This window comes from Streptomyces sp. NBC_00335 (assembly GCF_036127095.1).
Taxonomy (GTDB): domain Bacteria; phylum Actinomycetota; class Actinomycetes; order Streptomycetales; family Streptomycetaceae; genus Streptomyces.
Map to the genome: position 1 here is coordinate 393,997 of NZ_CP108006.1, position 24,284 is coordinate 418,280.

The following is a 24,284-nucleotide window of genomic DNA, read 5'->3' on the forward strand; positions in this document are numbered from 1 at the left end:
TTGGGAGGGGCTTTGGTGATTCGACGCCGGAGCGTCAGCGCAGCGCTGCTGAGAGCGCGTCCACGACCCGCTGCTGTTGGGCGGCGGTGATCTGCGGGAAGAGCGGGAGGGACAGCATCCGGTCGGCGGCCAGCTCCGCGTGCGGGAAGGCCCCACGGCCGTGGCCCAGGTGGGCGAAGGCCGGGGTGAGATGGACGGGCGCCGGATAGTGCACGCCCGCGCCGATGCCTTCCGCGTTGAGCTTGCCGACGACGGCGTCGCGATCGGCGCCGGCGACCCGGATGACGTACAGGTGCCATACATGGACGTTGCCCGGCGCCGTGACCGGCAGGGTGAGGCGTCCGGTGGCCGCCAGGTCCGCGAGCAGGCCGTCGTAGCGGGCGGCGGCGGCCCGGCGGGCCTCGTTCCCCTCGGCGAGCCTGGCCAGCTTGGCCCGCAGCACCACGGCCTGCAGACCGTCGAGCCGGCTGTTGAATCCGGCCACGTCGTGCCGGTACTTGGCCACGCCTCCGTGGTTGGCCAGCGCCCGCACCAGGTCGGCGGCCTCCTCGTCGTCGGTCACCACCGCGCCCGCGTCCCCGTAGGCGCCCAGGTTCTTGCCCGGGTAGAAGCTGGTCGCGGCGATCCCGCCACTGCCCGGGGTGCGGCCCTCGCGGGAGGCCCCCTGGCTCTGCGCGGCGTCCTCGACGAGCTTGGCGTACGGGGGCAGGCCCGCGGCCAGAGCGGCCGTGTCGGCGCACTGCCCGTAGAGGTGGACCGGGACCACCGCGCGGGTGGCCTTGGTGACCGCGTCGAGCGCGGCCTGCGGGTCCAGCAGCAGGGTGTCCGGGAGGCAGTCGGCCAGCACCGGCCGTGCGCCGATCCGGGCGACCGCGCCGGCGGTGGCGATGAAGGTGTTCGCGGGCAGCACGACCTCGTCGCCGACGCCCACTCCGCTCGCCCGCAGGGCCAGTTCCAGGGCGTCGGTGCCGTTGGCCACGCCGACGCAGTGTCCGACCCCGGCGAAGTCCGCGTACTCGCGCTCGAAGGCCCGTACCTCCTCGCCGCCGATGAAGGCGGTGTCGGCCAGTACGCGGTCGAATCCCGCACGTAATGCGTCCGCGACCTCGGCGTGCGCGGCCTTCAGGTCGACGAGCGGTATCTGGTTCATGCGGCTGTGCTCCCCATCCGTGTCTCCGGCCTCCGGCCGGTCTCCAACTCATCGGCCCGCAGCTCGTCGAGCGCCGGGCCCCCCGCCTCGCGCAGCCGGCGGGCGGGGCTTCCGGCCCACACCTCGCCTGCCGGCACGTCGGTCAGGACCGTGCTTCCCATCCCGGTCAGCGACCAGGCGCCGACCTCCCGGTACTCCCGGACCAGCGCGCCGGCGCCCACGTAGGCCCCGCGCCCCAGCCGTACCCCGCCGCCGAGGCGGACCCCGGAGGCCAGGGTCGCGAAGTCCCCGACCTCGTCGTCGTGGGTGAGGACCACGTGCGGCATGACCGCCACGTGGGACCCCACCCGTACCGCCGCCGTCAGCACGCAGTGCGCGAGCAGCACCGTGCCGGGGCCGAGGACCGAGGAGCCGGAGAGGGCCGCCGTGGGGTGGACCACGGTGGCGTACCGGCTCTCGGGCAGTGCCAGGCGCCGCACCAGGCGGGCCCGCACCCCGTAGTCGCGGGGGCTGCCGACGCAGACCACCACGCGGGCGTCCACACGTTCGTGCACCAGGGCGCTGCCGCCCAGGACGGGCACCCCGTCGACGTCCCGGCCGTGCAGGGCCGGGTCGTCGTCGAGGTGCCCGGCGAGCCGCCAGCGCGGGGCCCGGCCGGCCGCCAGGTCGGCGGCGGCCGCGTCCCGTACGGCCTGGGCGGTTTCGCGGGCGAAGCCGCCCGCGCCGACGATCAGCAGGCTTTCGGTCGTCGGGGTCCCGGTCCCTGTCCCGGTCCCGGTCCCGGTCCCGGGATCGTGCGGCCCGCTCATCCGCCGTCCGCCTGTTCGCGCAGCACCGCCACCACCCGGTCCTGCTGCCCCTCGGTCATCGTGTGGAACAGCGGCAGGATCAGGGAGTCGCGGGTGATCCGCTCGGTGACCGGCAGCGGCGCCGCCCCGTGATCGGCGTACGCCGGCTCCAGGTGGGAGGCCATGATCCCGCGCCGGGCCGAGATCCCGGCCTCGGCCAGCGCCGCGAGCAGTTCGTCGCGGCCGACGGGGAAGTCCTCGGCCAGGAGCACCCAGTACGACTGGAAGTTGCCCTCGCCGTGAGCGGGGTCCCGGACCGGGGTCAGGCCCGGGATCCCGGCGAGGAGCCGCGCGTACCGGGCGGCGAGGAAGCGCCTGCGGGCCACGATCTCGTCCAGTTTGCCCAACTGCACCAGGCCGACCGCGGCCTGGATGTCGGTCATCCGGTAGTTGTAGCCGACCTCCAGGTAGCTCTCGGCGATCGGCTTGCTGCTCGCGTGCCGCTGCGCCGCGGACACGTTCATGCCGTGCTCGCGCAAACGGCGCAGCCGCTCCGCCCACGCGGCGTCGTCCGTGGTCACCATGCCGCCCTCGCCGGTGGTGATCACCTTGCGGGGGTGGAAGGACCAGGCGGCCAGCAGCGCCCCCTGGCCCACCGACTTGCCGCCGACGGTGGCGCCGATTCCGCAGGCGGCGTCCTCCACCAGCGCGAGGCCCCGGTCGGCGCAGGCGGCGCGCAGGGCGTGCACGTCGGCCGGGACCCCGCCCTGGTGGACGGCGATCACCGCCTTGGTGCGCGGGGTGCGGACGGCGTCCACGGTGGCCGGGGTCAGGTTCCCGGTGGCCTCCTCGACGTCCGCGAAGACCGGCTGCGCGCCCACGTAGCGCACCGCGTTGGCCGTGGCGATGAAGGACAGCGAGGGGACGACGACCTCGTCGCCCGGTCCGAGGTCCAGTGCGATGAGCGAGAGGTGCAGGGCCGTGGTGCACGAGCTCACCGCGATGCCGTGCTCCGCGCCCACCCGCTCGGCGAAGGCCCGCTCGAACTCCGCGACCCTGGGTCCCTGGGCCACCCAGCCGGACAGGACCGCGTCGGCGGCGGCCCGTGCCTCGTCCTCGCCGAGCCACGGGATCATGACGGGGATCCGGGCGGGCGCGGGAGCGGCGGCCTCCCGGGCGCTCATCGGCCGGCCTCCGCGGCGGCCGCGTCACCGGCGGCCGCGTCCGCCGCGCGCTCGGCCCGCCACCAGTCGACCAGGTCCCGCAGCCCGCTGCGCAGGTCGATCTCGGCGGTGAAGCCGAGGTGGACGGCGGCCTGCGAGGTGTCCGCGAGCCGGCGGGTCACCCCGTTCACGGCGCGGGCCGGTCCGTGCTCCGGCGCCAGGCCCTCGGCGCCCATGGCCTCCAAGAGGCCGTTGGCCAGGTCGAGGAGACTGGTCTCGGAGCCGCTCGCGACGTTGAACACCTCGTCGGTCAGGTCCGATTCGGCGGCCAGCAGGTTGGCCCTGGCGATGTCGCGGACGTCGACGAAGTCCATGGTCTGGGTGCCGTCGCCGAGGATCAGCGGCGGTTCGCCCGAGGCGATCCGCTCCATCCAGCGGATCAGTACCTCGGTGTACAGCCCGTGGATGTCCATCCGGGGGCCGTACACGTTGAAGTAGCGCAGGGCGACGTAGTCCAGCCCGTACATGGCGTGGAAGCTGCGCAGCACGCCCTCGTTGAAGGCCTTCGCGGCCCCGTAGAAGGTGTCGTTGTTGTAGGCGTGGTGGCGCTCGGTGGTCGGGAAGGACTCCGCCATCCCGTAGACCGAGGCCGAGGACGAGGCGACCACCTTGCCCACGCCGGCGGCCGCGGCGGCCTCCAGCACGTTGAACGTCCCGTCGACCATCACCTCGTTGGCCAGCCGCGGCTCCTCGGCGCACTGGGTGATCCGGATCGCCGCCAGGTGGAAGACGAAGTCGGCGCCCTCGGTCGCCTTGCGCACGGCGGATATGTCCCGGATATCGCCCTCGACCAGGTCCACGACCCCGCTCGGCAGGGCGCGGGCCAGGTTGGCGCGACGTCCCCGGACGAAGTTGTCGAGCACGACGATCTCGCGTGCCCCGTTGTCCACCAGCAGGTCCACCAGGTGCGAGCCGATCGTGCCCGCTCCGCCGGTGACCAGAATCCTCTTGCCTCGTACGCTGCTCAACGCCCTGCCCCTACTGAGTCGGTCATGGTGTTCCCTGCTGTGCCCGGCGCGCCGCACGCGGCCCGGGCGGCGCCTCCGACCCTCAACGGCCGGTGCGGAGTCCGACGACGGCGCCCTTGAACTCCAGGCTGCGGGAGGCCGCTTCGAGGATGTCGAGGACCTGGAGTCCGGCCCGGCCGTCGGTGAGTGCGGGCCGCCGCGTCCTGATCGCCGCGGCGAACTCCTCGACCATGCTGCGCAGGGCCTCCTTCTCGCCGAGCGCGGGTGCCACCATGTCGCCGGTCCGGTAGGAGACGAGCATGTCGCGGCGCTCGTCCGCGCCGATCTCCTGCGGCGCCGTGAGGTCGACCCCCCGGTCGAACACCGCGACCCGCTGGGTGGGGTTGAGGTCGTCCCACACCAGGGTGCGCTTGGAGCCGCCGACCATCGTGGTGCGGACCTTCACCGGTGACAGCCAGTTGACGTGCACGTGCGCGATGGCGCCGGTGTTGAGCTGGAGCGTCAGGTAGGCCACGCAGGACTGACCGGCCCCGATCGGGTCGGCCCCGTGCGCGGCGACGGCGACCGGGTGGACGTTGTCCGGGAGGATGAAGTCGAGGACCGAGAGGTCGTGGGGGGCCAGGTCCCACAGGACGTCGATGTCCTTCTGGACCAGCCCGAGGTTGATCCGCACCGAGTCCACGAACTGGATGTCGCCGAGTTCGCCGGAGCGGACCATGTCCCTGATGCGGCCCACGGCCGGGGTGTAGCAGTAGGTGTGGTCGCACATCAGGGTGAGGCCGCGTTCCTCGGCCTCGTTCACCAGCCGCAGTCCGTCCTCGTAGGTCGCGGCGAGCGGCTTCTCCACGAGGACGTGCTTGCCGGCGCGCAGGGCGGCCAGGGCGACGTCGAGGTGGGTTCCGGCGGGGGTCGCCACGGCGACGGCCTCGACGGCGGGGTCGGCCAGGACCGCCGCGTAGTCCGCGGTCGCCTGGACCGTGGAGTACCCGCCGAGCACCTGGCGGGCCCGGTCCACGTTCAGATCACAGAGCCAGCGGAGCCGGAACTCCGGACTCGACTGGAAGTTGCGGACGAGATTGGGGCCCCAGTAGCCCGCTCCGACGACTGCGACCCCTAACGGCTCGGTCCGTCCCGCACCTGCGCCCGCGGCGTCCCGCCCGGCGTCCTTCGCGGTGTCCTTCACAGCGTTCCCTTTCCTTCCGCGCACGCCCGCGGGCGTGTCGACGACCCATGGCCGGAACGCGTGCGAAGGAAGGGGGTGCCGTCGAGGGCATGCCGGGCGCCTGCGCGACCCGTGCGTGACCCGCCCGACGGTGATGGCCCCCACGACCGATGCCGTACGTGTTGCACGTACTTCCGCCCCCCGGCCGTCCGGCACCCCTCGCGCCGGCCGGCCACGGACAGGCGGCCTGTTCCCCCAAGCCGCCGAACCCGTAACCTGCCCCAACTACCCTGCGCCGACTGGATCGCAGCGCGGACCACGGCACTGCCGAAGCACGCCCAATCCGGTCGGCTGCGTTCAATCTAGACCACGGGGCGTACCCCCGGGGAGAGTTGGAGGAAACGGTCGGTACGGGCGTTCGAGCATGCATACTTCCGGGGTGACCAGCATCGTGATCCCGGCCCACAACGAGGGCCGGGTCATCGGCCGGCTCCTCGACGCGCTCCTGGACGGGGCCCCCTCCGCGGGACCCGACATCGTCGTGGTGTGCAACGGCTGTACGGACGACACCGCCACGGTGGCCGCCGCGCGGGGCCCCCGCGTACGGGTGGTTGAGATCCCGACTCCCTCCAAACACACGGCACTTCGGGTGGGCGACGAGCATGCTCGCGGCTTCCCCCGTCTCTACGTGGACGCGGACGTGGTGGTCGGCGCGGCCGACGTACGGGCCCTCGCCGACGCCCTCGCCACCAGCCCGGCCCTGCTCGCCGCGGCCCCCGGCCGGGACATTCCGCTTGTCGGCTGCGCCTGGCCGGTCCGGGCCTACTACCGGGTCTGGCAGCTGCTGCCGGCCGTCCGCGAGGGACTGTTCGGGCGCGGGGTGATCGCGGTGACCGAACCGGGGCACGCCCGGCTCGCCGCCCTGCCGCCGCTGATGGCCGACGACCTGGCCGCCTCCCTGGCCTTCGCACCGGGGGAGCGGCGGGTGGTGGAGTCGGCACGGGTCGTGGTCCTCCCGCCGCGCACCTGGGGCGACCTGATCAAACGCCGGGTGCGGGCGGCGACTTCCTCCGCCGAGCTGGAGCGCTTCCAGGCCGCGCGGGCTTCCGAGCCGGCGGCCGCGCCCCCGCCGTCCGCGCGCACCGGTACGGGAGACCTCCGGGAGCTGCTCCGGGCCCGGCCGCGACTCCTCCCCGGAGTGGTGGTGTTCGTGGTGGCCGCCCTCGCGGCCCGCCGGGGTGCCCGCAAGGCCATCCGGACCGGGGACTTCTCCACCTGGCTGCGGGACGAGAGCAGCCGAAAGGGCTGAGCGGCCGGCGGGTGGGGCGGTCGAATCCCTCCGTAATCAGCCCAGTTGGCCCGTACAACCATTAGGGTGCCATTCGCACGCACCACTGGCTCACCGCACAGACGCACGCCGGACCGGGAGTTCGAAAGCATGTACCTCGCGGACCGCTCCGCGCCCGAGGACGCGAAGTCCGCCGCCGACGGATCCCCCGTCCGCGGACCCGCGGTCGCCTCGACCGTCCTCGCACTGGGCTCGGTCAGCCTGATCACCGACGTCTCCTCGGAGATGGTCACCGCCGTCCTGCCGCTCTACCTCGTCGCCGGACTGGGCCTGAGCCCGCTCGGCTTCGGCGCGCTCGACGGCCTGTACAACGGGGTCAGCGCGCTGGTGCAGCTGACCGGCGGCCACCTCGCCGACCGGATCCGCAACCACAAGCTGATCGCCGGCATCGGCTACGGACTGTCCGCGGTGTGCAAGCCGCTGCTGCTGCTCGCCCACAGCCTCGGCCCGGTGGCGCTGATCCTGGCCCTGGAGCGCACCGGCAAGGGGCTGCGCACCGCCCCGCGCGACGCGCTCATCTCCCTTTCCACGCCGCCCGAGTTGCAGGGCCGGGCCTTCGGCGTGCACCGCGCCATGGACACCACCGGGGCCCTGCTCGGGCCCCTCGCCGCCTTCTTCATCCTGAGCGTGACGGTCGACGGGTACGACGCCGTCTTCGGGGTCAGCGCCTGCGTGGCCGCACTGGGCGTCGTGGTGCTCCTGCTGTTCGTCCCCTCCGGCGCGGAGCCGGGACCCGCCCGCCCGAAGCCCGCCGCTCCCCCGGTACCCGCCCCGCGCCGGCCCGCTCCTCCTGCGGCCGCCTCCCCGAAGCCGGACCCGGTGAACCTGCGCGACGCGCTGGGCCTGCTGCGGCTCCCCCGGCTCCGCGCCCTGGCGGGCTGCGCCGCCCTGCTCGGGCTCACCACCGTCAGCGACGCCTTCCTCTACCTGCTGCTCCAGGACCGCACCGGCATCGGCGAGCGGTGGTTCCCGCTGCTCCCCCTGGGTACCGCGGCCGTGTTCCTGCTGCTGGCCGTGCCGGCCGGCGCCCTCGCGGACCGCATCGGCCGCCGCACCGTGTTCCTCACCGGGCACGCCCTCCTGCTGGCCGGGTACGGGCTGCTCCTGTGGGCCCCCGGCCTGCCCGCGCTGCCCTACCTGGTCCTCGCCCTGCACGGCATGTTCTACGCAGCCACCGACGGGGTGCTGCCCGCCGCCGTCGCCGCGACCGTCCCCGCGAAGCTGCGGGCCACCGGCATCGCGCTCGTCGGCACCGGCCAGGCCCTGTCCCGCTTCGGCTGCTCACTGGCCTTCGGCGCCGCGTGGACGGTCCTCGGCTCGGGCCCGGCGCTCGCCGCCGCCGCGGCCGGGCTGTGCTGCTGCGCGGCCGTCGCAGGCTTCGTACTCCGCCCCACGGCCCCGGACGGCGCCGCCGCCGGGGCCCCGCGACCCCGACGCCCCCGAGGAAATCGATGACGCGCTCACGCCGGCTGCTCGTACTCGCCCTGGCCGTGCTGCTCCTCGCAGGCGTGGCCGGCGTGCTGGTGGTGCGCGCCGCCGCCCGGTCCGAGCAGACCCGCGCGGGCGACCCGACGGCCGTCCCGGGCAAGGTCACGCTCGACCGGCGTGACGGCCTGGCCTTCCTCAACGGCGCGCAGGGCCCGCACCGCGGAGCCCTCGTCTCCGTACCGGACCGCTCCCGGCAGGACCAGCGGACCGCATCGGGCCTCACCTGCCTGCGGTTCCACGCCGCGGCCGGCACCGGCGTGTGCCTGAGTTCCTCCCCGGGCGCCCTCGCCCAGGACAACCGGGCGCTGATCGTCGACTCCGAGCTGCGCACGCGGCGGACGTTCCCGCTCGCGGGCACCCCGTCCCGGGCCCGGGTCTCCCCGAGCGGCCGCTTCGCCGCCTGGACGGTCTTCGTCGCCGGGGAGTCCTACGGCTCCGCGTTCTTCTCCACCCGCACCTCGATCGTGGACACCCGTAGCGGCGCGCTCGAACCGGACCTGGAGAAGTTCGCCATCGAGCTGGACGGCCGCCCATACAGCGCGAGCGACGCCAACTTCTGGGGCGTCACCTTCTCCAAGGACGACGACACCTTCTACGCCACTTTGGGCACCAACAGCCAGACGTACCTGGTGAAGGGATCGATCGCACGGCGCACCGTCACCACCCTCGCCTCGAACGTGGAATGCCCGTCCCTGTCCCCCGACGAGACCCGGGTCGCGTACAAGAAGCGGGTGCAGCGCGGGGCCTCCCTGTGGCGCGAACACGTGCTGGATCTGCGGACGTTGCGGGAACAGCCGCTGGCGGAGAAGCGCAGCGTGGACGATCAGGCGCTCTGGCTCGACGACCGGACCCTCGCCTACGCCCTGCCGGCCGAGGGCTCCGTGGACACCACGGACCTCTGGACGCTCCCGGCGGACGGCACCGGAGCCCCCCGCGTCCTGGCTCCGGCGGCCTCCTCGCCCACCCGGCTGGGCTGATCGACCGGGCTGATCCGCTGGACCGATCCTCTGGGCCGACGTCTCCCAGCGCCGGCCGCGCGCTCCATCCCGCCGGTCCGGGGGGCGTACCCCGGGGGCCCGCAGAATCGTTGGGGCGGGCATGGGCACTCCACACGCCGTCTCCCCGTCCCCGGCCCGGCACCGGGCACCCGAGCGCGCCCCCGCCGCGATGGCCCGGGGCATCCCCCGGCAGCAGTCGGGCAGCGCCGCCCCCTCGGCCGGGGCGGTCGTCTTCGACCAGCTCGCCCGCGAGTGGGAGGCGCGCGGGGCCACCGTTCCGGGCCGTCCCGACCCGCTGTGGGAGCGGCTGATCACCTACGCGCACTTCCAGCGCGAGACGGACGCCACGCTGCGCAGCCTGCGCCTGGACGGAGCCGAACCCCCGCCGGCCCCCACCGCGGCGGGCCCGCGCTGGACCCGGGCATGAGCCTGGCATCAGCCGGGCAGGAGCCGGGGCGCACGAAAAGGCCCAGGGCCCCGGTCGGCTGTGGCCGACCGGGGCCCTGGGCTCCGTACGCGTTGTTCCCGCTGCTCCCGCTACACGCCCGAGGGGGCGCCCAGCATGGCCGAGGCCTTCTGGAGCGGGGTCAGGGCGGCGGCGGGCGCCGGGACCGTTTCCTGCGGGCGACAGGTGAAGCCCAGTGCGGTCAGGGCCCTGATCACCTCGGCGGCGGTGAAGTCGCGGCGGTCCTGGCGGGTGATGACGGCGCCCACCTGCTTCACGGGGTAGGAGCGACGCCCTATGACCACTGAGTCGGCGGTGATCGGTTCGGGCTTGACGCCCTTCATCGATTCCAGGACCCCGGCCTTGGTCAGGTCGAACGGAAAGCGGGCGATGACGAAGCGCATGCTGCCTCACAGGTAGAAGAGAACCGTCCGTGCCCGGACCGGCAGGATCCGGGCGGGGCTACCTAAGCCGCCGTGGTGACCGGGGACTGGCGCTGCGGCCCCCGGGCGGTCGTGGCGGTCCTGCTGCGCCGGTCCTGTGCGGGCCGGCTGCGGCGGCCACGGGAGGCACCGCCGGTGCCCCTGGGCCGCTCGGTGACGGGGGCCGTGATGACGACCGGGACGCCCGAGGGCGCCTGGGCGCCGGTGATCCGGCTCAGCTCGGCCTCGCCGGAGCGGACCTGCGCGGTCTGCGGGGTGATGCCCGCGGCCTGCATGAGACGGACCATGTCGCGGCGCTGGTTGGGCAGGACCAGGGTGACGACGCTGCCGGACTCGCCGGCGCGGGCGGTACGGCCACCGCGGTGCAGGTAGTCCTTGGGGTCGGTCGGCGGGTCGACGTTGACGACCAGGTCCAGGTTGTCGACGTGGATGCCGCGCGCCGCCACGTTCGTGGCCACGAGCACGCTGACGTGTCCGGACTTGAACTGCGTGAGCGTACGGGTGCGCTGGGGCTGCGACTTGCCGCCGTGCAGCGCCGCGGCGCGCACGCCGCTGCTCAGCAGGTGTTCGGTCAGCCTGTCCACGCCGTGCTTGGTGTCCAGGAACATGATCACGCGACCCTCGCGGGCGGCGATCTCGGTCGTGGCGGCCTGCTTGTCGAAGTTCTGGACGTGCAGGACGTGGTGTTCCATCGTGGTGACGGCGCCCTGCGAGGGGTCCACGGAGTGCACGACCGGGTCGGTCAGGTAGCGGCGGACCAGCAGGTCGACGTTGCGGTCCAGAGTGGCGGAGAACAGCATCCGCTGGCCCTCGGGACGCACCTGGTCGAGGAGCGCGGTGACCTGGGGCATGAAGCCCATGTCGGCCATCTGGTCGGCCTCGTCCAGGACGGTGATCCCGACCTGGTTCAGCCGGCAGTCACCCCGCTGGATGAGGTCCTTGAGCCGGCCCGGGGTGGCGACGACCACTTCGGCTCCGGCACGCAGCGCGCCGGCCTGCCGGTGGATCGGCATGCCGCCGACGACCGTGGCGATCCTCAGCTTCACGGCACGGGCGTAGGGCGTGAGGGCCGCGGTGACCTGCTGGGCGAGCTCACGGGTGGGTACGAGGACCAGCGCGAGCGGCTGGCCCGACTCGGCCTGCTGGCCGGCGGTACGGGCCAGCAGCGCCAGGCCGAAGGCCAGGGTCTTGCCGGAGCCGGTACGGCCGCGGCCCAGGACGTCCCGGCCGGCGAGGCCGTTGGGCAGCGTGGCCGCCTGGATCGGGAACGGGGTCGTCATGCCCTCACGGGTGAGGGTGGTGAGCAGCTGGGCCGGCATGGCCAGGTCGGCGAACGCCTCGACGGCGGGCAGCGCGGGGACCACGGTGACCGGCAGGGCGAACTCGCCCTGCGGTGCGGCGGGACGGCGCCCGCCGTAGCCGCCGCCACCCGAGCGCTTGGGGCCGCCGCCGGAGCGGCTGGGGGCCGAGGAGCCGAAGCGGCTGCCGGAACGGCTGGAGGAGCCGGAGGAGCCGCCGTACGAGCCACCGTAGGAGCTGGTGGAGCCGTAGGAGCTGGTGGAGCCGTAGGAGCTGCCGGATCCCCCCGAACGGGAGGACGAAGAGCGGTCATTCATGCGGGTCGTGCGGTTCATGCAGAACCTTCCTCGATACGGCGCACATCGAGGAGTTCTCGGCAGCGGAAAACTGGCCGCACGAGGAACCACAAGAATGAGCCGGAGCATAAAAAGATATGACGGAGTCGAATCGAACTTCGACCGGCCGGTCATATAAGGATTATCACCCTATGCGTCGACGAATTATGCGCCGCATGCGGGGTGGGGAGCCGAGGAGTGCATCCATCGGCCGAACGGTGGGGCGCTGGGACAGGTTTCCCCGTCGCGCCGCTCACGCGGGCCCAGACGGCCCGCGGATCCGGAAACGCAACGAGCTGGGGCCCGCACCCAAGGTGCGGGCCCCAGCTACGCGGTTACGCGTGAACGTCAGGCGGTGACGATGTTCTCAGCGGTCGGGCCCTTCTGGCCCTGCGCGATGTCAAAGCTGACCTTCTGGCCTTCCTGAAGCTCACGGAAGCCCTGCGAGGCGATGTTGGAGTAGTGGGCGAACACGTCAGGACCGCCACCCTCCTGCTCGATGAAGCCAAAGCCCTTTTCCGCGTTGAACCACTTCACGGTGCCATTTGCCATGTTTTTATCTCCTTCGGGGCACAGCCCAGAGATCCGCACTGTGCGAACCTCAAGTCGCCGATGATTGCCCAGCCCGGAAAACGCCGGAAAAACAAGAACACTCGCCCGGCTCCTGCGAGAGGATCGGTCAGAGGTGCTCGAAATTTTGGGAACCACAACTGCAACTCAAACCACAGTAGCACGGCAGGGTCGGCTCGGCGTGAAAATAAAACGCGCCCCATCTCCGGTCCGGAAATTCTCATGCCGCCCGCTCATATTTTCCCTCCCGGTGGGCAGGGATTTTTCGGCGGCGGTTCCGGGTGGTCGGGAGCCACCCCGGGATCCCGTACAGTCATGTCCACAACGACGCGGGGTGGAGCAGCTCGGTAGCTCGCTGGGCTCATAACCCAGAGGTCGTAGGTTCAAATCCTGCCCCCGCTACGAAAGGTTCGGCCCCCTTGACGCCCAGGCGTCAAGGGGGCCGAACTCATTTCCGGACCGGTTCTACTTGATGCGGGTGTTGAGGAAGCCGGCCGCGGCGAAGGCAACCGCCGTGGCGGCGAGCGAGACCGTGTCGGAGCCCAGGGAGAGCACCGCGGCGAAGACGACCGTCGGGCCGAGCTCCATCGCAGTGTTCATGACGCCCCCCGCGAGTCCCGCCTGGTGGGGCTCCACCCCGTCCGTGGCGAGCACCGCGGCCCCCGCGAAGGCGGCCGCCGTGCCGGCGGGCAGCAGGAGCAGTCCGGGGAGGAGGCCGTAGGCGTACGGGATCTCCGCGGCGAGGCCGGTGAGCGCGAGGAGTGCGAGTCCGGCCGCCGCGACCACGAGGCCGGCGGTGGTGACGCGGGGCGCCCCGTACCGGGCCACGAGCGGGCCCGCCACCCGGCCGGCCACGAGCAGCGCCACCGCGAAGGGGAGGAAGGCGGCGGAGGTGCTCAGCGCCGACCAGCCCAGTTCCTGCTGGAGGTGGAGGGAGAGGAGGACGAAGGTCACGGCCGTGCCGGCGGCGGTCAGGCCGATGGCCGCGAGGGCCAGGACCCGGCGCCGGTCGCGGAGGAATCCCAGCGGGAGCAGGGGGTCGCGGACCCGGCGTTCCACCAGCGGGAAGGCCAGCAGGAGCACGGCCGCCGTGAGCAGGGTGACCAGGACGCCCGTCGATCCCCAGGACTGGACGTCGGTGAGGACGAAGCCGTAGCTGGCGAGGCTGATCCCCGCCGTGGCCAGCAGGGCGCCCGGCAGGTCCAGGGAGCGGCCCTCGCCCGCCGGGGTGACGGGCAGCAGCCGGGGAGCGAGGAGCAGTGCGGCGACGGCCACGACGACCGGTACGGCGAAGGACAGCCGCCAGGTGGTCAGGGCCGAGATGACCCCGGAGAGGAGGTTCCCGGCGGTCGCGCCGAGCACCGACAGCCCGCCCCAGGTGGCCATCGCCCGTCCGAACGCGGCGGGTTCGGGGAAGACCGCCCGCAGCACGGCCATGGCGGCGGGTGCGGTCAGCGCCGCGCCCACCCCCTGGGCGAAGCGGGCGGTGAGCAGGGTCCCGGATCCCTGGGCGAACGGTGCGGCGAGGGAGGCCACGGCGAAGAGGAGCAGGCCGGCGGTGAGCACCCGGCGCCCGCCGAACCGGTCGGTGAGCCGGCCCCCGAAGAGCAGCAGGCCGGCGAAGCTCAGCCCGTAAGCGGCGCTCAGGAGCATCAAGTCGTCGCGGCCCAGGGTGAATTCGCGACCGATGGCGGGCAGCGGCACGATGAGCGAGGTCAGCGCGAAGATCAGCGTCATCTGCACGGTGCCGAGCAGCGCGAAGGCCGGGCCGGATGCCGGTCGGGCCGCCTTGGGTCCCGACGCGGTGAGCGCCTTCGTGGTGCCTGTGGTCTGCGTGGTGTGTGCGGTGTGTTCGGTCTGCGTGACGGTCATTTCTCCCCCTTGAACTAGATCGTTCATTCCAAAATGAAGCCCTAAAAGAACCTCCCCGAAGGGAGGTGCCCTACAGCCGTGCGGCCGTCATTCGAGCAGCGCCAGGGCCTGCTCCGCCGCGTCCCGCGCCCTGCCCGGGTCCTGCGAGGCCTTGCCCACGACGCGCATGCCCTGCGTCAGGACCAGCAGCATCCTGGCGAGCATGCGCGGATCGCGGTCCGCGGGCAGTTCGCCCTGGGCCTGGGCCCTCGTCAGTGCCGAGTGCAGCAGGGTCTCGATGTGGTTCCAGTTCGCTTCGACCCTGCGGGCCGCCGCCGGGTCGTGAGCCCCGAACTCCGTGGCCGTGTTGGTCACGAAGCAGCCGTTCAGCCGCAGTTCGTCGATGCTCGACTCGGCGGCGAAGCGGCGTACCACCGTCCGCACGGCCGGCAGCGCGGGCCCCGGCTGGGACAGCTCGCGCAGCAGGCCGGGGTCCCGTTGCGCGTTGTAGCGGTCCAGCGCCTTCAGGTAGAGCTCGCGCTTGTTCCCGAAGGTGGCGTACATGCTGGCCCGCCCGATGCCGAGCTCCTCCACGAGGTCCGCCATCGACGTCGCCTCGTAGCCGCGCCGCCAGAACAGCTCCAGAGCTGACTGCAGCGCGGCGTCCGGATCGAATTCCTTGGTCCTGGCCACATCCCGTACTCTACGAGATACTGGAACGGTCAGTCAAGTAATCCGTGCCGTCTCTTCAGATGGCCCGGGTCTCCCCCGCCGGGTGGGCGCTCAGCTCCACCACCTCGACGCAGCGCCGGAGCTTGGCCTGGGCGCGGGGCGAGTCGGCGACGGGGACCACGATCTCGCACACCGCGAGGCCGCCGCCCTCGGCGGCCCTGAAGGACAGCGTCCTGACGGACAGGTTGTTGAGGAGCGCGGAGATGCGGGTGAGGGCGTGGCCGCCGTCCCGGACGGTGATGATCAGCGTGTGGCAGGCGGTGTCGTCGGTGCGCACGGCGTCGTCGACGGCGGGGAGAACATCGCTGCGGGTCATGAGGAGTGGGCTCCTGTCCTGGGGCGGAGTGCGTGGTCCCGGAAAACAAGAAGACCCCTCGCGGATGCGAGAGGTCTGCGTGCGGGCGGTGGGCTGCTGGGGTGGTCTCAGTTCAGCTCCGGGCCGGCACGCCGGCGCTAATCTTCTGCTGGCGCATGCGGAAGAGTCTGGCACGCCGCCGCCGACATGTGACACCGCATCTCACGATGCGGATGGCCCGCGCCACGGGGCCGCCCGCGGGTGTCACCCGGGCATGCGCAGCCAGACCGTGGTGTCCCGGGGCAGCACGGGCACGCCGTTCTCGCCGGTGCCGAGGGGACCGCTGCCGAGCAGGACCCGGGCGCCCGCGGGAAGCGGGACCGGGCTCGCGAAGGCGGTCAGGCAGCGGAAGCCGCCGGGACGGTCGAAGCACAGGGTGTCGGGTCCCGCGTCGACCCACTCCAGCGTCTCGGGCAGCCGTGCCAGCTCTGCGCCGCGCAGCGCGAGGGCCTCGCGGTAGAGGGTGAGGACGGAGTACGGGTCCTCCTGTTGCGCCATCGCGCTGAGGGCGGCCCACTGCTCGGGCTGGGGCAGCCAGGGAGCGGCCGGCCCGGCCGGGGCGTCCTCGGCGGCCGAAGCGGAGAAGCCGAGCGAGGGCCCGCCGGCCTCCCACGGCAGCGGTACCCGGCAGCCGTCGCGGCCGCGGTCCGCGCCGCCGGACCGGACGAAGGTCGGGTCCTGGAGGACCTCGTCGGGCAGGTCCTGAACCTCGGGCAGGCCCAGTTCGTCGCCCTGGTAGACGTAGACGCCGCCGGGCAGGGCGAAGGAAACGAGGGCGGCGGCGCGGCCCCGGTGGCGGCCGAGTCCGGTGTCGCTGGGGTCGAGGAGCCGCTTGTCGCCCATGTCGAAGGAGGTGTCGGCGCGTCCGTAGCGGGTGACGTGCCGGATGGTGTCGTGGTTGGAGAGCACCCAGGTGGGCGGGGCGCCGACCGGTTCGTGCGAGGCGAGCGTCGCGTCGACGACCTTCCGCAGGGCGCCGGAGTCCCAGGGGCAGCACAGGTAGTCGAAGTTGAAGGCGGAGTGCAGTTCGTCGTGCCGCAGGTAGCGGGCGAACTGCTCGGCCTCCGGGAGCCAGACCTCGCCGATGAACACGCGGTCGCCCGGGTAGGTGTCGAGGATCTTGCGCCAGTCGCGGTACACGGCGTGGACGGCATCGACGTCCTGGTAGGGCAGGTCGGTGGGGTCGGGGTTCTCGCCGACGTCGGGGAGGCCGGGCTTCTTGGCGAGTCCGTGCGCGACGTCGATGCGGAAGCCGTCCACGCCCCGGTCGAGCCAGAACCGCAGGACGTCCTCGAACTCGGCGCCCACGTCCGGGTGTTCCCAGTTCAGGTCGGGCTGCTCGGGGGCGAACATGTGCAGGTACCAGGGGCCCTGGGTGCCGTCGGCCTCCGTGATCCGAGTCCAGGCGGGGCCGCCGAAGTACGAGTCCCAGTCGTTGGGCGGCAGTTCGCCGTGGCTGCCGCGGCCGGGCAGGAACCAGAAGCGCTCGCGCTCGGGGGATCCGGGGCCGGCGGCGAGGGCCCGGACGAACCAGGGATGCCGGTCGGAGCAGTGGTTGGGGACGAGGTCGACGATGACCCGGAGGTCGTGACCGTGGGCCTCGGCGATGAGCTCCTCGGCTTCGGCGAGCGTGCCGAAGAGGGGGTCGATGTCGCGGTAGTCGGCCACGTCGTAGCCGGCGTCGGCCATCGGGGAGACGTACCAGGGGTTGAACCAGAGCGCGTCGACGCCCAGTTGCCGAAGGTAGGGCAGCCGCTCGCGCACTCCGGCGATGTCACCGGTGCCGTCGCCGTTCCCGTCGGCGAAGCTGCGTATGTAGATCTGGTAGATCGCCGCGTGCCGCCACCAGGGGGAGGCGGCGGGGTGCGGGGTGCGCTGGGTCACGGGGTCTCCTGGTGCGGTGGGTTCGGTGGCGTGCGCGGCGGAGGTGCCGGGGTGGAGGCGTGCCGGGGTGGGAGGCTGCCGGGGTGGGAGGCTGCCGGGGTACGGGGCCCGGTCGGGCGGGGTGTCTGGGGGTGACCGGGCCCCGGGTCGCGGAGGCGGAGGAGCCGTACGGTGTTGCTACCAGCCCGAGTTGCCGGCTCCGCGGCTGACGGCGAAGCCGCCTGCGAGGCTCAGTCCGCCGGTGGCGGCGTCGGTGACCGTGACCCCGCTGAAGGTGCCCGATCCGGCCGCGTTGATCTCGATGCCGTAGCCGCCGGCCTTGGCGATCCTGGTGTTCTTCACGGTCAGGTTCCCGACGTTCTTCTGCCAGGAGACGAGCAGTCCGCTGTAGGTGCTGTCCAGGATGTCGTTGTCCTGGAGGATCACCGGGGTGGTGATCTCGGAGGTGTCGGCGTACACCCACAGGGCGCCGAGCTTGCTCGCCCAGTTGGGCTCGTAGCCTCCGGCCCGGTCGATGGTGTTGCGCTGGACGGTCGCCGGTCCGCTGAAGGGGATGCCGAAGCGGGTGCTGACGGCGATTCCCGCGGCGCCGGTGACGGTGTCGGAGACCAGGTTGTCCTCGATCCGGTTGCCGCTGCCGCCGTAGATGGCGGCTCCGTTGGCGAGCAGCGGGAGCTGGACCGTGTTGAAGCGGAGCACGCAGTCGGTGACGGCCTGCGCCTCCGACCACATCGCCAGGGCGTCGTCGCCGGTGTTGCGGATGCTGCTCTGGGAGACCTCGCTGCCCGTGGTGCCCTTGTGCAGGTTGACCCCGTCCGCGTACGTGTCCCGGATGCGCAGGCCGGTGGCGAGCAGGCCCCGGGTCGGTGCGTCGATCCAGAGGCCGACCTTGCTGTGCTGGATCCAGAGGTTCTGCAGGGTGGATCCGGAGCCGAAGTCTCCCTCCACGGCGGCGTCGCTGTTGGCGTCGTCGCGGTGATCGGCCTCTCCGGTGATCGCCAGGTCCTGCACGGTGCTGGTGCCGCCGCGCCCGAAGAGGCCCCCCTTGCCGTTCTTGCCGCGCAGGGTGGTGTGCCATTCGCCGGCGCCGCGCAGGACGGCTCCGGTGAGGTTCACGGATCCGGAGATGTCGTAGGTGCCGGCCGGCAGCCACAGGCCCTTGCCCTGGCCGGTGACCGTGGACAGTGCGGTGTTGAGGGCGGCGGTGTCGTCGCCCGAGTCGTTCGCGGTGACGCCTAGGGCGGCGGCGGAGACGAATCCGGTGGCGGGCATTGTGGGGGCCGTCGGGGCGGTCTCGGTCTCGACGAGGTCGATGGCGTAGGAGGCGGCGGTGTCCCCGGCGTCCTTCTGGAACTTCAGCACGGTTCCGGCGGGGAAGTCACCGGTGAGGGTGCGGGTCTCGTCGAAGAAGCGGTGGGCCTCGCCCTGCGCGGGGTCGTTGCCGTAGGGGTAGGCGCCGTAGACCCAGCCGTACTTGGAGGTGAGGGCCAGGTCCTTGGAGTGGACGCCGTTGGCGTAGAGGCTGAGGCTGGCGTTGGTCCCCGTGCCGGCGGCGTTGTCCGGGATCGAATAGCGCACGGTCAAGGCGTTCGCGGCCTTGGCCAGCGTGAACTGGACGTACTCCCCCGTCTGGTCGAGTACGACGGCCCGGCGGCCCGACGCTTCCGAGGCGAGGGTCTTGTAGGTGCGGTCCGGCCCGGTGACGGAGGCGTTGGTCGCGCCGGCCTCGGCCTCGTAGGCGGTGTACGGAAGGCTCGCGCCGCGGGCGGCGCTGGGCGCGGAGCCGGTGACGTCGATGCCGTCGAGCTGGAGGTCGCCGTTGTCCCCGGCCTCCGTGCGCAGGGTGAGGGTGTTGAGCTGGGCGCGCAGGGGCGCGTCGGTGGTGAAGCCGGCCCAGGCTCCCGAAGTGGCGGGGAGGGTGAGGCGGCGTACGGGGACGCCGTTCGCGGTCAGGGTGATGGTCGCGGCGTTCGCCCCGGGGGTGCGGTACCGCACGGCCACCTGCCGGGTGGCGGCGGTGGGGGCGGAGACGGAGAAGACGGCTCGGGCACCGGTGGCGGTGAAGCCCGTCAGATAGCCGGCGCCGCTGAAGCCGGTGACCGCGGAGGCGGGCGCGGGGCCGCCCGAGGCGAAGGCGGTCTCGGCCTGGTGGCTGAGGGAGGCGGGCGGTGGGTCGGTGGGCGTGGTCGTCGGGCTGGTGGGGGTGAGGCTGTCGAGGTTGACGTTGCCGGAGTCGGCGGTGGTGAAGGTCAGCGCGACCGTATTGGCTCCGCTCGCCAGCGGGACCGGCTCCTCGCGGACGGCCCAGGTGTCCCAGTTCGCGGTGGCCGGGAGGGACACCTGGCGGACCTTGACCCCGTTGACATAGAGGCTCAGGGTCCGGGCCGCGCCCGTCCCGTTGGCGTACCGGATCGCCACCGAGCCCGTACCGGCCGCGGTCGACTGCACCGCGAAAGAGGCGGAGGCCGCCCCCTTGTTGCCGTCCGTGAAACCGCCGACGTAGCCGGAGCCGGTGAAACCGGAATGCGCCGACTCGGCTCGGGCCCCGCCGGAGAGGGCGGCCGACTCCGCTTCCAGGGTGACGGCGACGGCGTACGAGGTGGTGGCGAGGGTGCCGGTGAGGCCGGTGGCGGCCAGGGCGGTGAGGAGGAACGGGGAGACGAGGCGTGCGGCTCTGGTGCGGGTTCCTCGGGAAGAAGACACGGCGGCGTGTCCTTTCTGAAGGGCGCGCCCTGCGCGCGGGGGCCACAGGGCGCGGTGGGGGCCGCCGCGGCGTTCCGTCGCTGCGGCGGTGACGAGGAGTCGGGGCGGGGAGGGCCGGCCGGGGAGTGATCAGCCCTTGAGGCTGCCGGCGGTGAGGCCGGAGATGATGTGCCGCTGGAAGACGAGGAAGAGGACCAGCAGCGGGATGCTCGCCATGACCATGCCTGCGAGGAGCTGGTTGGCCGGCATGAACTCCGCGAGGCGGTTCAGGGCGACGGTGACCGGCTGCTTCCTCTCGTCCGGCAGGACGAGCATCGGCCAGAGGAAGTCCTTCCAGACTCCGACCACGGCGAAGATCGACACCACGGCCAGCACCGGACGGGACAGCGGGAGGACCACCGAGACGAGGATCCGCACGGTGCCCGCGCCGTCGATCCGGGCCGCGTCGAGCAGTTCCGCGGGGATCTGGTCGAAGAACCGTTTGAGGATGAAGACGTTGAAGGCGTTCGCCGCGGCGGGCAGCCAGATCGCGAACGGTGTGTTGATCAGGTTCACGTGGACGAGGGGAACGTCCACGACGGTGAGGTACGCGGGTACGAGCAGGGCGGACACCGGCAGCATCAGGGTGGCCAGCATCATCGCGAGCACGGCGTTGCCCAGGACCGGACGGAGCTTGGACAGCGCGTACGCGGCGGAGACGTCGATGACGAGCTGAAAGAGCAGGGCTCCGAAGGCGAGCAGGAAGGTGTTGAAGAAGTACCCGGCGAGGCCCGTGTTCGTCCAGGCCTCCGCGTAGCTCTCCGGGTGCCAGCTGCTCGGGAGCAGCGTGGGGTGCGGCTGGGACAGCTCCGCGGAGGTCTTGAGGGCGCCGGTGGTCATCCAGTAGAGCGGGAAGACGAAGGCCAGGGTGAAGCCGGTCAGGGTCGTGCCCAGGACGAAGCGGTGCAGGAACCGGCCGACGGGCCGGGTCAGTTCGGCGGGCGCGATGAGTGTGCGGGAGCGGGGTTCGGTGGCGGCCATGCGGCCCGCCCTCCTTTCAGTCCTTGGTCCGGGTCAGCCGCAGGTAGAGGCCGGCGAAGAGGCCCAGGACCACGAAGAGCAGGGTGCTCATCGCGCTGGCCAGGCCGAAGTCGTTGTAGACGAAGGCGTAGCGGTAGAGGAGCAGCAGGATGGTGACGGTGGCTTCGTTGGGGCCGCCGCCGGTGAGGACGAAGGGCTCGACGAACACCTGCATGGTGCCGATGACCTGGAGCAGCAGGGTGATCATGAGGATGAACCTGACCTGCGGGATCGTGACGTGCCACAGGCGCCGGCGGATGGAGGCCCCGTCGAGTTCGGCCGCTTCGTAGAGCTCCCCCGGGATGCCGCCGAGGGCCGCCAGGTAGATGAGGGTCGTGGTGCCCATGTTGGCCCAGGTGGAGACGAGGACCAGGGAGATCATCGCGAGGTGTTCCGACTCCAGCCACTGCTGGGCGGGCAGGTGCAGGACGCCGAGCACGTTGTTGAAGAGGCCCGGGCCCGGATCGTAGAACCAGCGCCACAGCAGCATGGTCACGATGGGCGGGAGCATCACCGGGAGGTAGACGGTGAGCCGCAGGTACGACTGGCCGCGCCGGACCTCGTTCAGGACGACGGCCGTGACGAACGGGGCGGCGAAGCCGAAGACGAGCGCCAGCAGCGTGAAGTAGCCGGTGTTGCGCCAGGCGGTGGCGAAGAGCGGGTCGTCGAAGAGGCGGCGGAAGTTGTCCAGGCCGACCCACTCGGCCGGCTGGGCGAAGGTCACCTGCTGGAAGCCGAGGAGGACGCCGCGGACGATCGGGTACCAGGCGAACAGCGCGAAGCAGATCAGTCCGGCGGAGAGGAAGAGGTAGGCGACGAGGTTCTCCCGCAGGCGGCGGGCCCGACCCGTGGCGGGGGCCGCGGGAGTGGGGAGTGCGGACATGTCACTTCACCGTGGCGAGGATGGAGTCGGCGCGGGCGGCGGCGTCCTTCAGCAGGGTGTCGATGTCCGCGTCCTCCTTGGTCAGGACCGACTGCATGACGCCGTCCAGGACGGTGTAGAGCTGCTGCGCGTTCGGCGGCTCGACCTTGACCTCGACCTGGGGGCTGCGGTCGACGAACGGCTTGTAGTTCTCCTGCGGCACGTTGGCGTGCGCGGCGTGGACGGCCTGGATCTTCTGCTGGGCGGCGCCCGCGAACAGGTTCGGCTGGGGAAGGCCGATCGGGACGCCCAGGCCGGAGAACTTGGTGACGTTCTCCTCCTCCCGGTCGGGGTTGAGGTACTTCCACTGGATCCACTGCAGACCGGCCTTGATCTTCTCGGGCGTGGCCTTGGGGTTGAACATGAAGCCGTCGCCGCCGCCGAGGGTGGCCGTGCCGGGGAGGGCCGCCAGGCCGAACTCCTCGTACTTGCGCTCGAACTGCTTGACGATGGTGGGGATGTTGTCGGGCCCGGCCATGTACATCCCGAGCTTGCCGGAGCCCATCATCTTCTGGACGTCGCCGATCTCCAGGAGCTGGCGGGTGCCCATGCTCCGGTCGGTCCAGCGCATGTCGTGCAGGGTCTGGAGCGCCTTGCGGCCCGCGTCGCTGTCGAAGGCGGCCTTCCACTTGCCGTTCTCCTCGGCGGCGACCTCGCCGCCCATGGAGTACAGCCAGGACGTCAGGTGCCAGCCGCCCTGGTTGTTCTTGCTGTAGTCGGCGTACCCCACGGTGTCCTCGCCCAGCGCGCTGATCTTCTTCGCGGCGGCCCGGACCTCTTCCCAGGTGGTGGGGGGCTTGTCGGGGTCGAGTCCGGCCTTGCGGAAGAGCTCGCGGTTGTAGACGAGGCCCATGGAGTAGTTGCCGGTGGGCAGGCCGTAGGTCTTGCCCGCCTTGTCCTTGAACACCTTCTGGAGCTCGGGGCGTATGTCGGACAGATAGGGGACGTCGGCCAGGTAGGGGGTGATGTCGGCGCCCTGCTTGCGCTGGATGAGCCCGGCCGGGTCGGTGAAGTAGACGTAGTAGACGTCTTCGAGCTGGCCCCCGGCGAGTTTGGCCGCGAAGGTCTTCGGATCCATCTGGCCTTCGCGGGCATCGATCTTGATCTTCGGGTGCGCCGCTTCGAACTGCTTGACCAGCTCCTCGAAGTCCTTTCGGTCGGCGGCCTGCGTGGCCGCCGGCATGCCGTTGACCGTGATCGTCACCACCCCGCCGGCCTTGTCGCCGGCCGGGGCCGGCGCACCGCCGCAGGCGGCGGTTGCGAGGCTCGCCACGAGGGCGGTGGAGATGAACAGGGCGCGACGTCTGGTGATGCCATCCATGCGAACAGGCCTTCCGAGCGGGTCGGGCTTCGATGGCGCGACAGTAGAAGCCGTGAACGCAAGAAGTCAATAATGTTACGCAAGACATTAAGCATCAAGATTCAGGGATGTGACAGAACGTGATGTCGGGCCGTCACCTCGAAGGCCTCCCCCCGACATGCGGAGGGGCCCGGCTTGCGCCGGGCCCCCTCCTTCTCGCTCCGCATCCGCTCCCCCGTCAGCGCCCCGGGAACGAGCGCGCGGTGGATGACCGGACGATGAGTTCGGTGTCGAAGAGGATCTCCGCGGACAGGCCCACCCCGGTACGGATCTGCTCGGTCAGGAACTGCACCGCTGCCGAGGCCATGGCCGCGACGGGCTGGCGGGACGTCGTCAGCGGCGGGTCGGTGGCGACCATGAAGAGCGAGTCGTCGAAGCCCACGACGGACAGTTGGGCCGGCACGCTCAAGCCCCGGCGGCGCGCACCGCGGATGGCGCCGAGAGCGAGGGCGTCGCTCGCGCAGACCACCGCCGTCACCCCGCGCGCGAGCAGCTGGGTGATCGCCGTGGCGCCGCCCTCCATCGAGAAGAGCGCGTGGGCGACGAGCGGCCGCCACTCCTGGGCCGGGACCCCGCGGCGGGCATTGAAAGCCGCGTAACCTGCGAGTTTACGGACCGAGGGGACGTGCCCGGAGGGGCCCACGATCATCCCGATCCGCTCGTGGCCGAGCGCCGACAGGTGCGCCAGCGCCTGCTCGGCCGCCCCGGCGTCGTCCACCGAGACCTGCGCGACGCCCGGGTTCTCATCGGCCGGATTCACCAGGACGACGGGGATCGCGCGGCGGCGCAGCTCGCGGCCCTGGGCCTCGCCTATGTCCGTGTAGCTGGCGCCGACGAACACGATGCCGCCGACGTTCTGCCCGAGCAGCATGTCGACGTAGTGGGACTCCGAGACCCCGTCGGCCGTGCGCGTGCACAGCACGGGGACCAGGCCCTGGCCGTTGAGCAGTCCGGCGAGGGCTTCCGCCGAAGCGGAGAAGACGGGGTTCTGGAGGTCGGGCACCACCAGTCCGATCAGCTGGGCCCGCTCCTTGCGGAACTCCACCGGGCGCTCGAACCCGCACACGTCGACGGCCGTCAGGACCGCCTCGCGGGTGGCGGGCGCCACGTCCCTGTTGCCGTTCAGTACGCGACTCACCGTAGTCGTGCTGACGCCGGCCATCTCGGCCACCTGGGCTAGCCTCTGGGTGCTCACGCGACC

General features: G+C 72.1%; 21 protein-coding genes and 1 tRNA gene. 5 read left to right on the forward strand and 17 right to left on the reverse strand.

Translation table 11 applies throughout. The annotated features are described in order from the left end of the window. Nucleotides 1–34: 34 nt before the first annotated feature. From OHA37_RS01795 to OHA37_RS01815, 5 genes are all read right to left on the reverse strand, one after another. Nucleotides 35–1,150 (reverse strand): DegT/DnrJ/EryC1/StrS family aminotransferase, encoded by a 1,116-nt coding sequence (locus OHA37_RS01795; RefSeq protein ID WP_266901721.1) that lies wholly within the window; start codon nucleotides 1,148–1,150, stop codon nucleotides 35–37. Continuing rightward, on the reverse strand, nucleotides 1,147–1,959 hold the full coding sequence (locus tag OHA37_RS01800) for a NeuD/PglB/VioB family sugar acetyltransferase (protein ID WP_266901723.1): 813 nt from the start codon (nucleotides 1,957–1,959) through the stop codon (nucleotides 1,147–1,149). Before OHA37_RS01800 ends, OHA37_RS01795 begins: the two co-directional genes overlap by 4 nt. Next, nucleotides 1,956–3,122 carry a DegT/DnrJ/EryC1/StrS family aminotransferase gene (locus OHA37_RS01805; RefSeq protein ID WP_266901725.1) on the reverse strand — a complete coding sequence of 389 codons (1,167 nt, stop codon included), beginning with the start codon at nucleotides 3,120–3,122 and terminating at the stop codon, nucleotides 1,956–1,958. The genes OHA37_RS01800 and OHA37_RS01805 overlap by 4 nt, the downstream gene beginning before the upstream one ends. Continuing rightward, the gene (locus tag OHA37_RS01810) at nucleotides 3,119–4,129 is read right to left on the reverse strand and encodes an NAD-dependent epimerase/dehydratase family protein (RefSeq protein WP_266901727.1); all 1,011 of its coding nucleotides are present in this window, start codon (nucleotides 4,127–4,129) and stop codon (nucleotides 3,119–3,121) included. The genes OHA37_RS01805 and OHA37_RS01810 overlap by 4 nt, the downstream gene beginning before the upstream one ends. An 82-nt stretch (nucleotides 4,130–4,211) precedes the next feature. Beyond that, the gene (locus OHA37_RS01815) at nucleotides 4,212–5,312 is read right to left on the reverse strand and encodes a Gfo/Idh/MocA family protein (RefSeq protein ID WP_266901729.1); all 1,101 of its coding nucleotides are present in this window, start codon (nucleotides 5,310–5,312) and stop codon (nucleotides 4,212–4,214) included. A gap of 418 nt (nucleotides 5,313–5,730) precedes the next feature. On the opposite strand from OHA37_RS01815, the gene OHA37_RS01820 reads away from it, so the two are divergent. From OHA37_RS01820 to OHA37_RS01835, 4 genes are all read left to right on the forward strand, one after another. Then, complete coding sequence (locus OHA37_RS01820; protein ID WP_266901731.1) at nucleotides 5,731–6,600, forward strand: glycosyltransferase; 870 nt, start codon at nucleotides 5,731–5,733, stop codon at nucleotides 6,598–6,600. A 129-nt stretch (nucleotides 6,601–6,729) separates the two neighbouring features. Beyond that, a complete protein-coding gene (locus tag OHA37_RS01825; RefSeq protein WP_266901733.1) occupies nucleotides 6,730–8,094 on the forward strand; it encodes an MFS transporter in 1,365 nt (454 codons plus the stop codon). Further along, a complete protein-coding gene (locus OHA37_RS01830; RefSeq protein WP_266901736.1) occupies nucleotides 8,091–9,104 on the forward strand; it encodes a TolB-like translocation protein in 1,014 nt (337 codons plus the stop codon). Before OHA37_RS01825 ends, OHA37_RS01830 begins: the two co-directional genes overlap by 4 nt. Before the next feature lie 121 nt (nucleotides 9,105–9,225). Beyond that, entirely contained in the window at nucleotides 9,226–9,552 is a 327-nt protein-coding gene (locus OHA37_RS01835) for a hypothetical protein (RefSeq protein WP_266901738.1), read from the forward strand. A gap of 110 nt (nucleotides 9,553–9,662) precedes the next feature. On the opposite strand, the gene OHA37_RS01840 is transcribed toward OHA37_RS01835, so the two are convergent. The 3 genes from OHA37_RS01840 to OHA37_RS01850 form a co-directional block, all read right to left on the reverse strand. Next, nucleotides 9,663–9,974 (reverse strand): SCO5918 family protein, encoded by a 312-nt coding sequence (locus OHA37_RS01840; RefSeq protein ID WP_266901740.1) that lies wholly within the window; start codon nucleotides 9,972–9,974, stop codon nucleotides 9,663–9,665. 62 nt (nucleotides 9,975–10,036) lie between these two features. Continuing rightward, on the reverse strand, nucleotides 10,037–11,647 hold the full coding sequence (locus tag OHA37_RS01845; RefSeq protein WP_266901742.1) for a DEAD/DEAH box helicase: 1,611 nt from the start codon (nucleotides 11,645–11,647) through the stop codon (nucleotides 10,037–10,039). Nucleotides 11,648–11,995: 348 nt separating this feature from the next. After that, nucleotides 11,996–12,199, reverse strand: a complete 204-nt coding sequence (locus OHA37_RS01850) for a cold-shock protein (RefSeq protein WP_053678014.1) — start codon at nucleotides 12,197–12,199, stop codon at nucleotides 11,996–11,998. Between the two features lie 346 nt (nucleotides 12,200–12,545). Between OHA37_RS01850 and OHA37_RS01855 the strand changes: the two genes are divergently transcribed. Continuing rightward, a tRNA-Met gene (locus tag OHA37_RS01855) sits at nucleotides 12,546–12,619 on the forward strand. Between the two features lie 63 nt (nucleotides 12,620–12,682). On the opposite strand, the gene OHA37_RS01860 is transcribed toward OHA37_RS01855, so the two are convergent. From OHA37_RS01860 to OHA37_RS01900, 9 genes are all read right to left on the reverse strand, one after another. After that, entirely contained in the window at nucleotides 12,683–14,089 is a 1,407-nt protein-coding gene (locus OHA37_RS01860; RefSeq protein ID WP_266901744.1) for an MFS transporter, read from the reverse strand. An 87-nt stretch (nucleotides 14,090–14,176) separates the two neighbouring features. Continuing rightward, on the reverse strand, nucleotides 14,177–14,761 hold the full coding sequence (locus OHA37_RS01865; RefSeq protein WP_266901746.1) for a TetR/AcrR family transcriptional regulator: 585 nt from the start codon (nucleotides 14,759–14,761) through the stop codon (nucleotides 14,177–14,179). Between the two features lie 55 nt (nucleotides 14,762–14,816). Then, nucleotides 14,817–15,116 carry a hypothetical protein gene (locus OHA37_RS01870; RefSeq protein ID WP_266901748.1) on the reverse strand — a complete coding sequence of 100 codons (300 nt, stop codon included), beginning with the start codon at nucleotides 15,114–15,116 and terminating at the stop codon, nucleotides 14,817–14,819. Nucleotides 15,117–15,359: 243 nt separating this feature from the next. Then, on the reverse strand, nucleotides 15,360–17,039 hold the full coding sequence (locus OHA37_RS01875) for a glycoside hydrolase family 13 protein (RefSeq protein ID WP_266901750.1): 1,680 nt from the start codon (nucleotides 17,037–17,039) through the stop codon (nucleotides 15,360–15,362). 177 nt (nucleotides 17,040–17,216) lie between these two features. Next, entirely contained in the window at nucleotides 17,217–19,742 is a 2,526-nt protein-coding gene (locus tag OHA37_RS01880) for a right-handed parallel beta-helix repeat-containing protein (RefSeq protein ID WP_266901752.1), read from the reverse strand. 129 nt (nucleotides 19,743–19,871) lie between these two features. Continuing rightward, complete coding sequence (locus tag OHA37_RS01885) at nucleotides 19,872–20,762, reverse strand: carbohydrate ABC transporter permease (protein WP_266901754.1); 891 nt, start codon at nucleotides 20,760–20,762, stop codon at nucleotides 19,872–19,874. 16 nt (nucleotides 20,763–20,778) lie between these two features. Continuing rightward, entirely contained in the window at nucleotides 20,779–21,684 is a 906-nt protein-coding gene (locus OHA37_RS01890; protein WP_266901756.1) for a carbohydrate ABC transporter permease, read from the reverse strand. Between the two features lies 1 nt (nucleotide 21,685). Then, complete coding sequence (locus tag OHA37_RS01895) at nucleotides 21,686–23,044, reverse strand: extracellular solute-binding protein (RefSeq protein ID WP_266901758.1); 1,359 nt, start codon at nucleotides 23,042–23,044, stop codon at nucleotides 21,686–21,688. A 217-nt stretch (nucleotides 23,045–23,261) separates the two neighbouring features. Next, nucleotides 23,262–24,278, reverse strand: coding sequence for a LacI family DNA-binding transcriptional regulator (locus OHA37_RS01900; RefSeq protein WP_266901760.1), 1,017 nt, complete (start codon nucleotides 24,276–24,278; stop codon nucleotides 23,262–23,264). Between the last annotated feature and the right edge of the window lie 6 nt (nucleotides 24,279–24,284).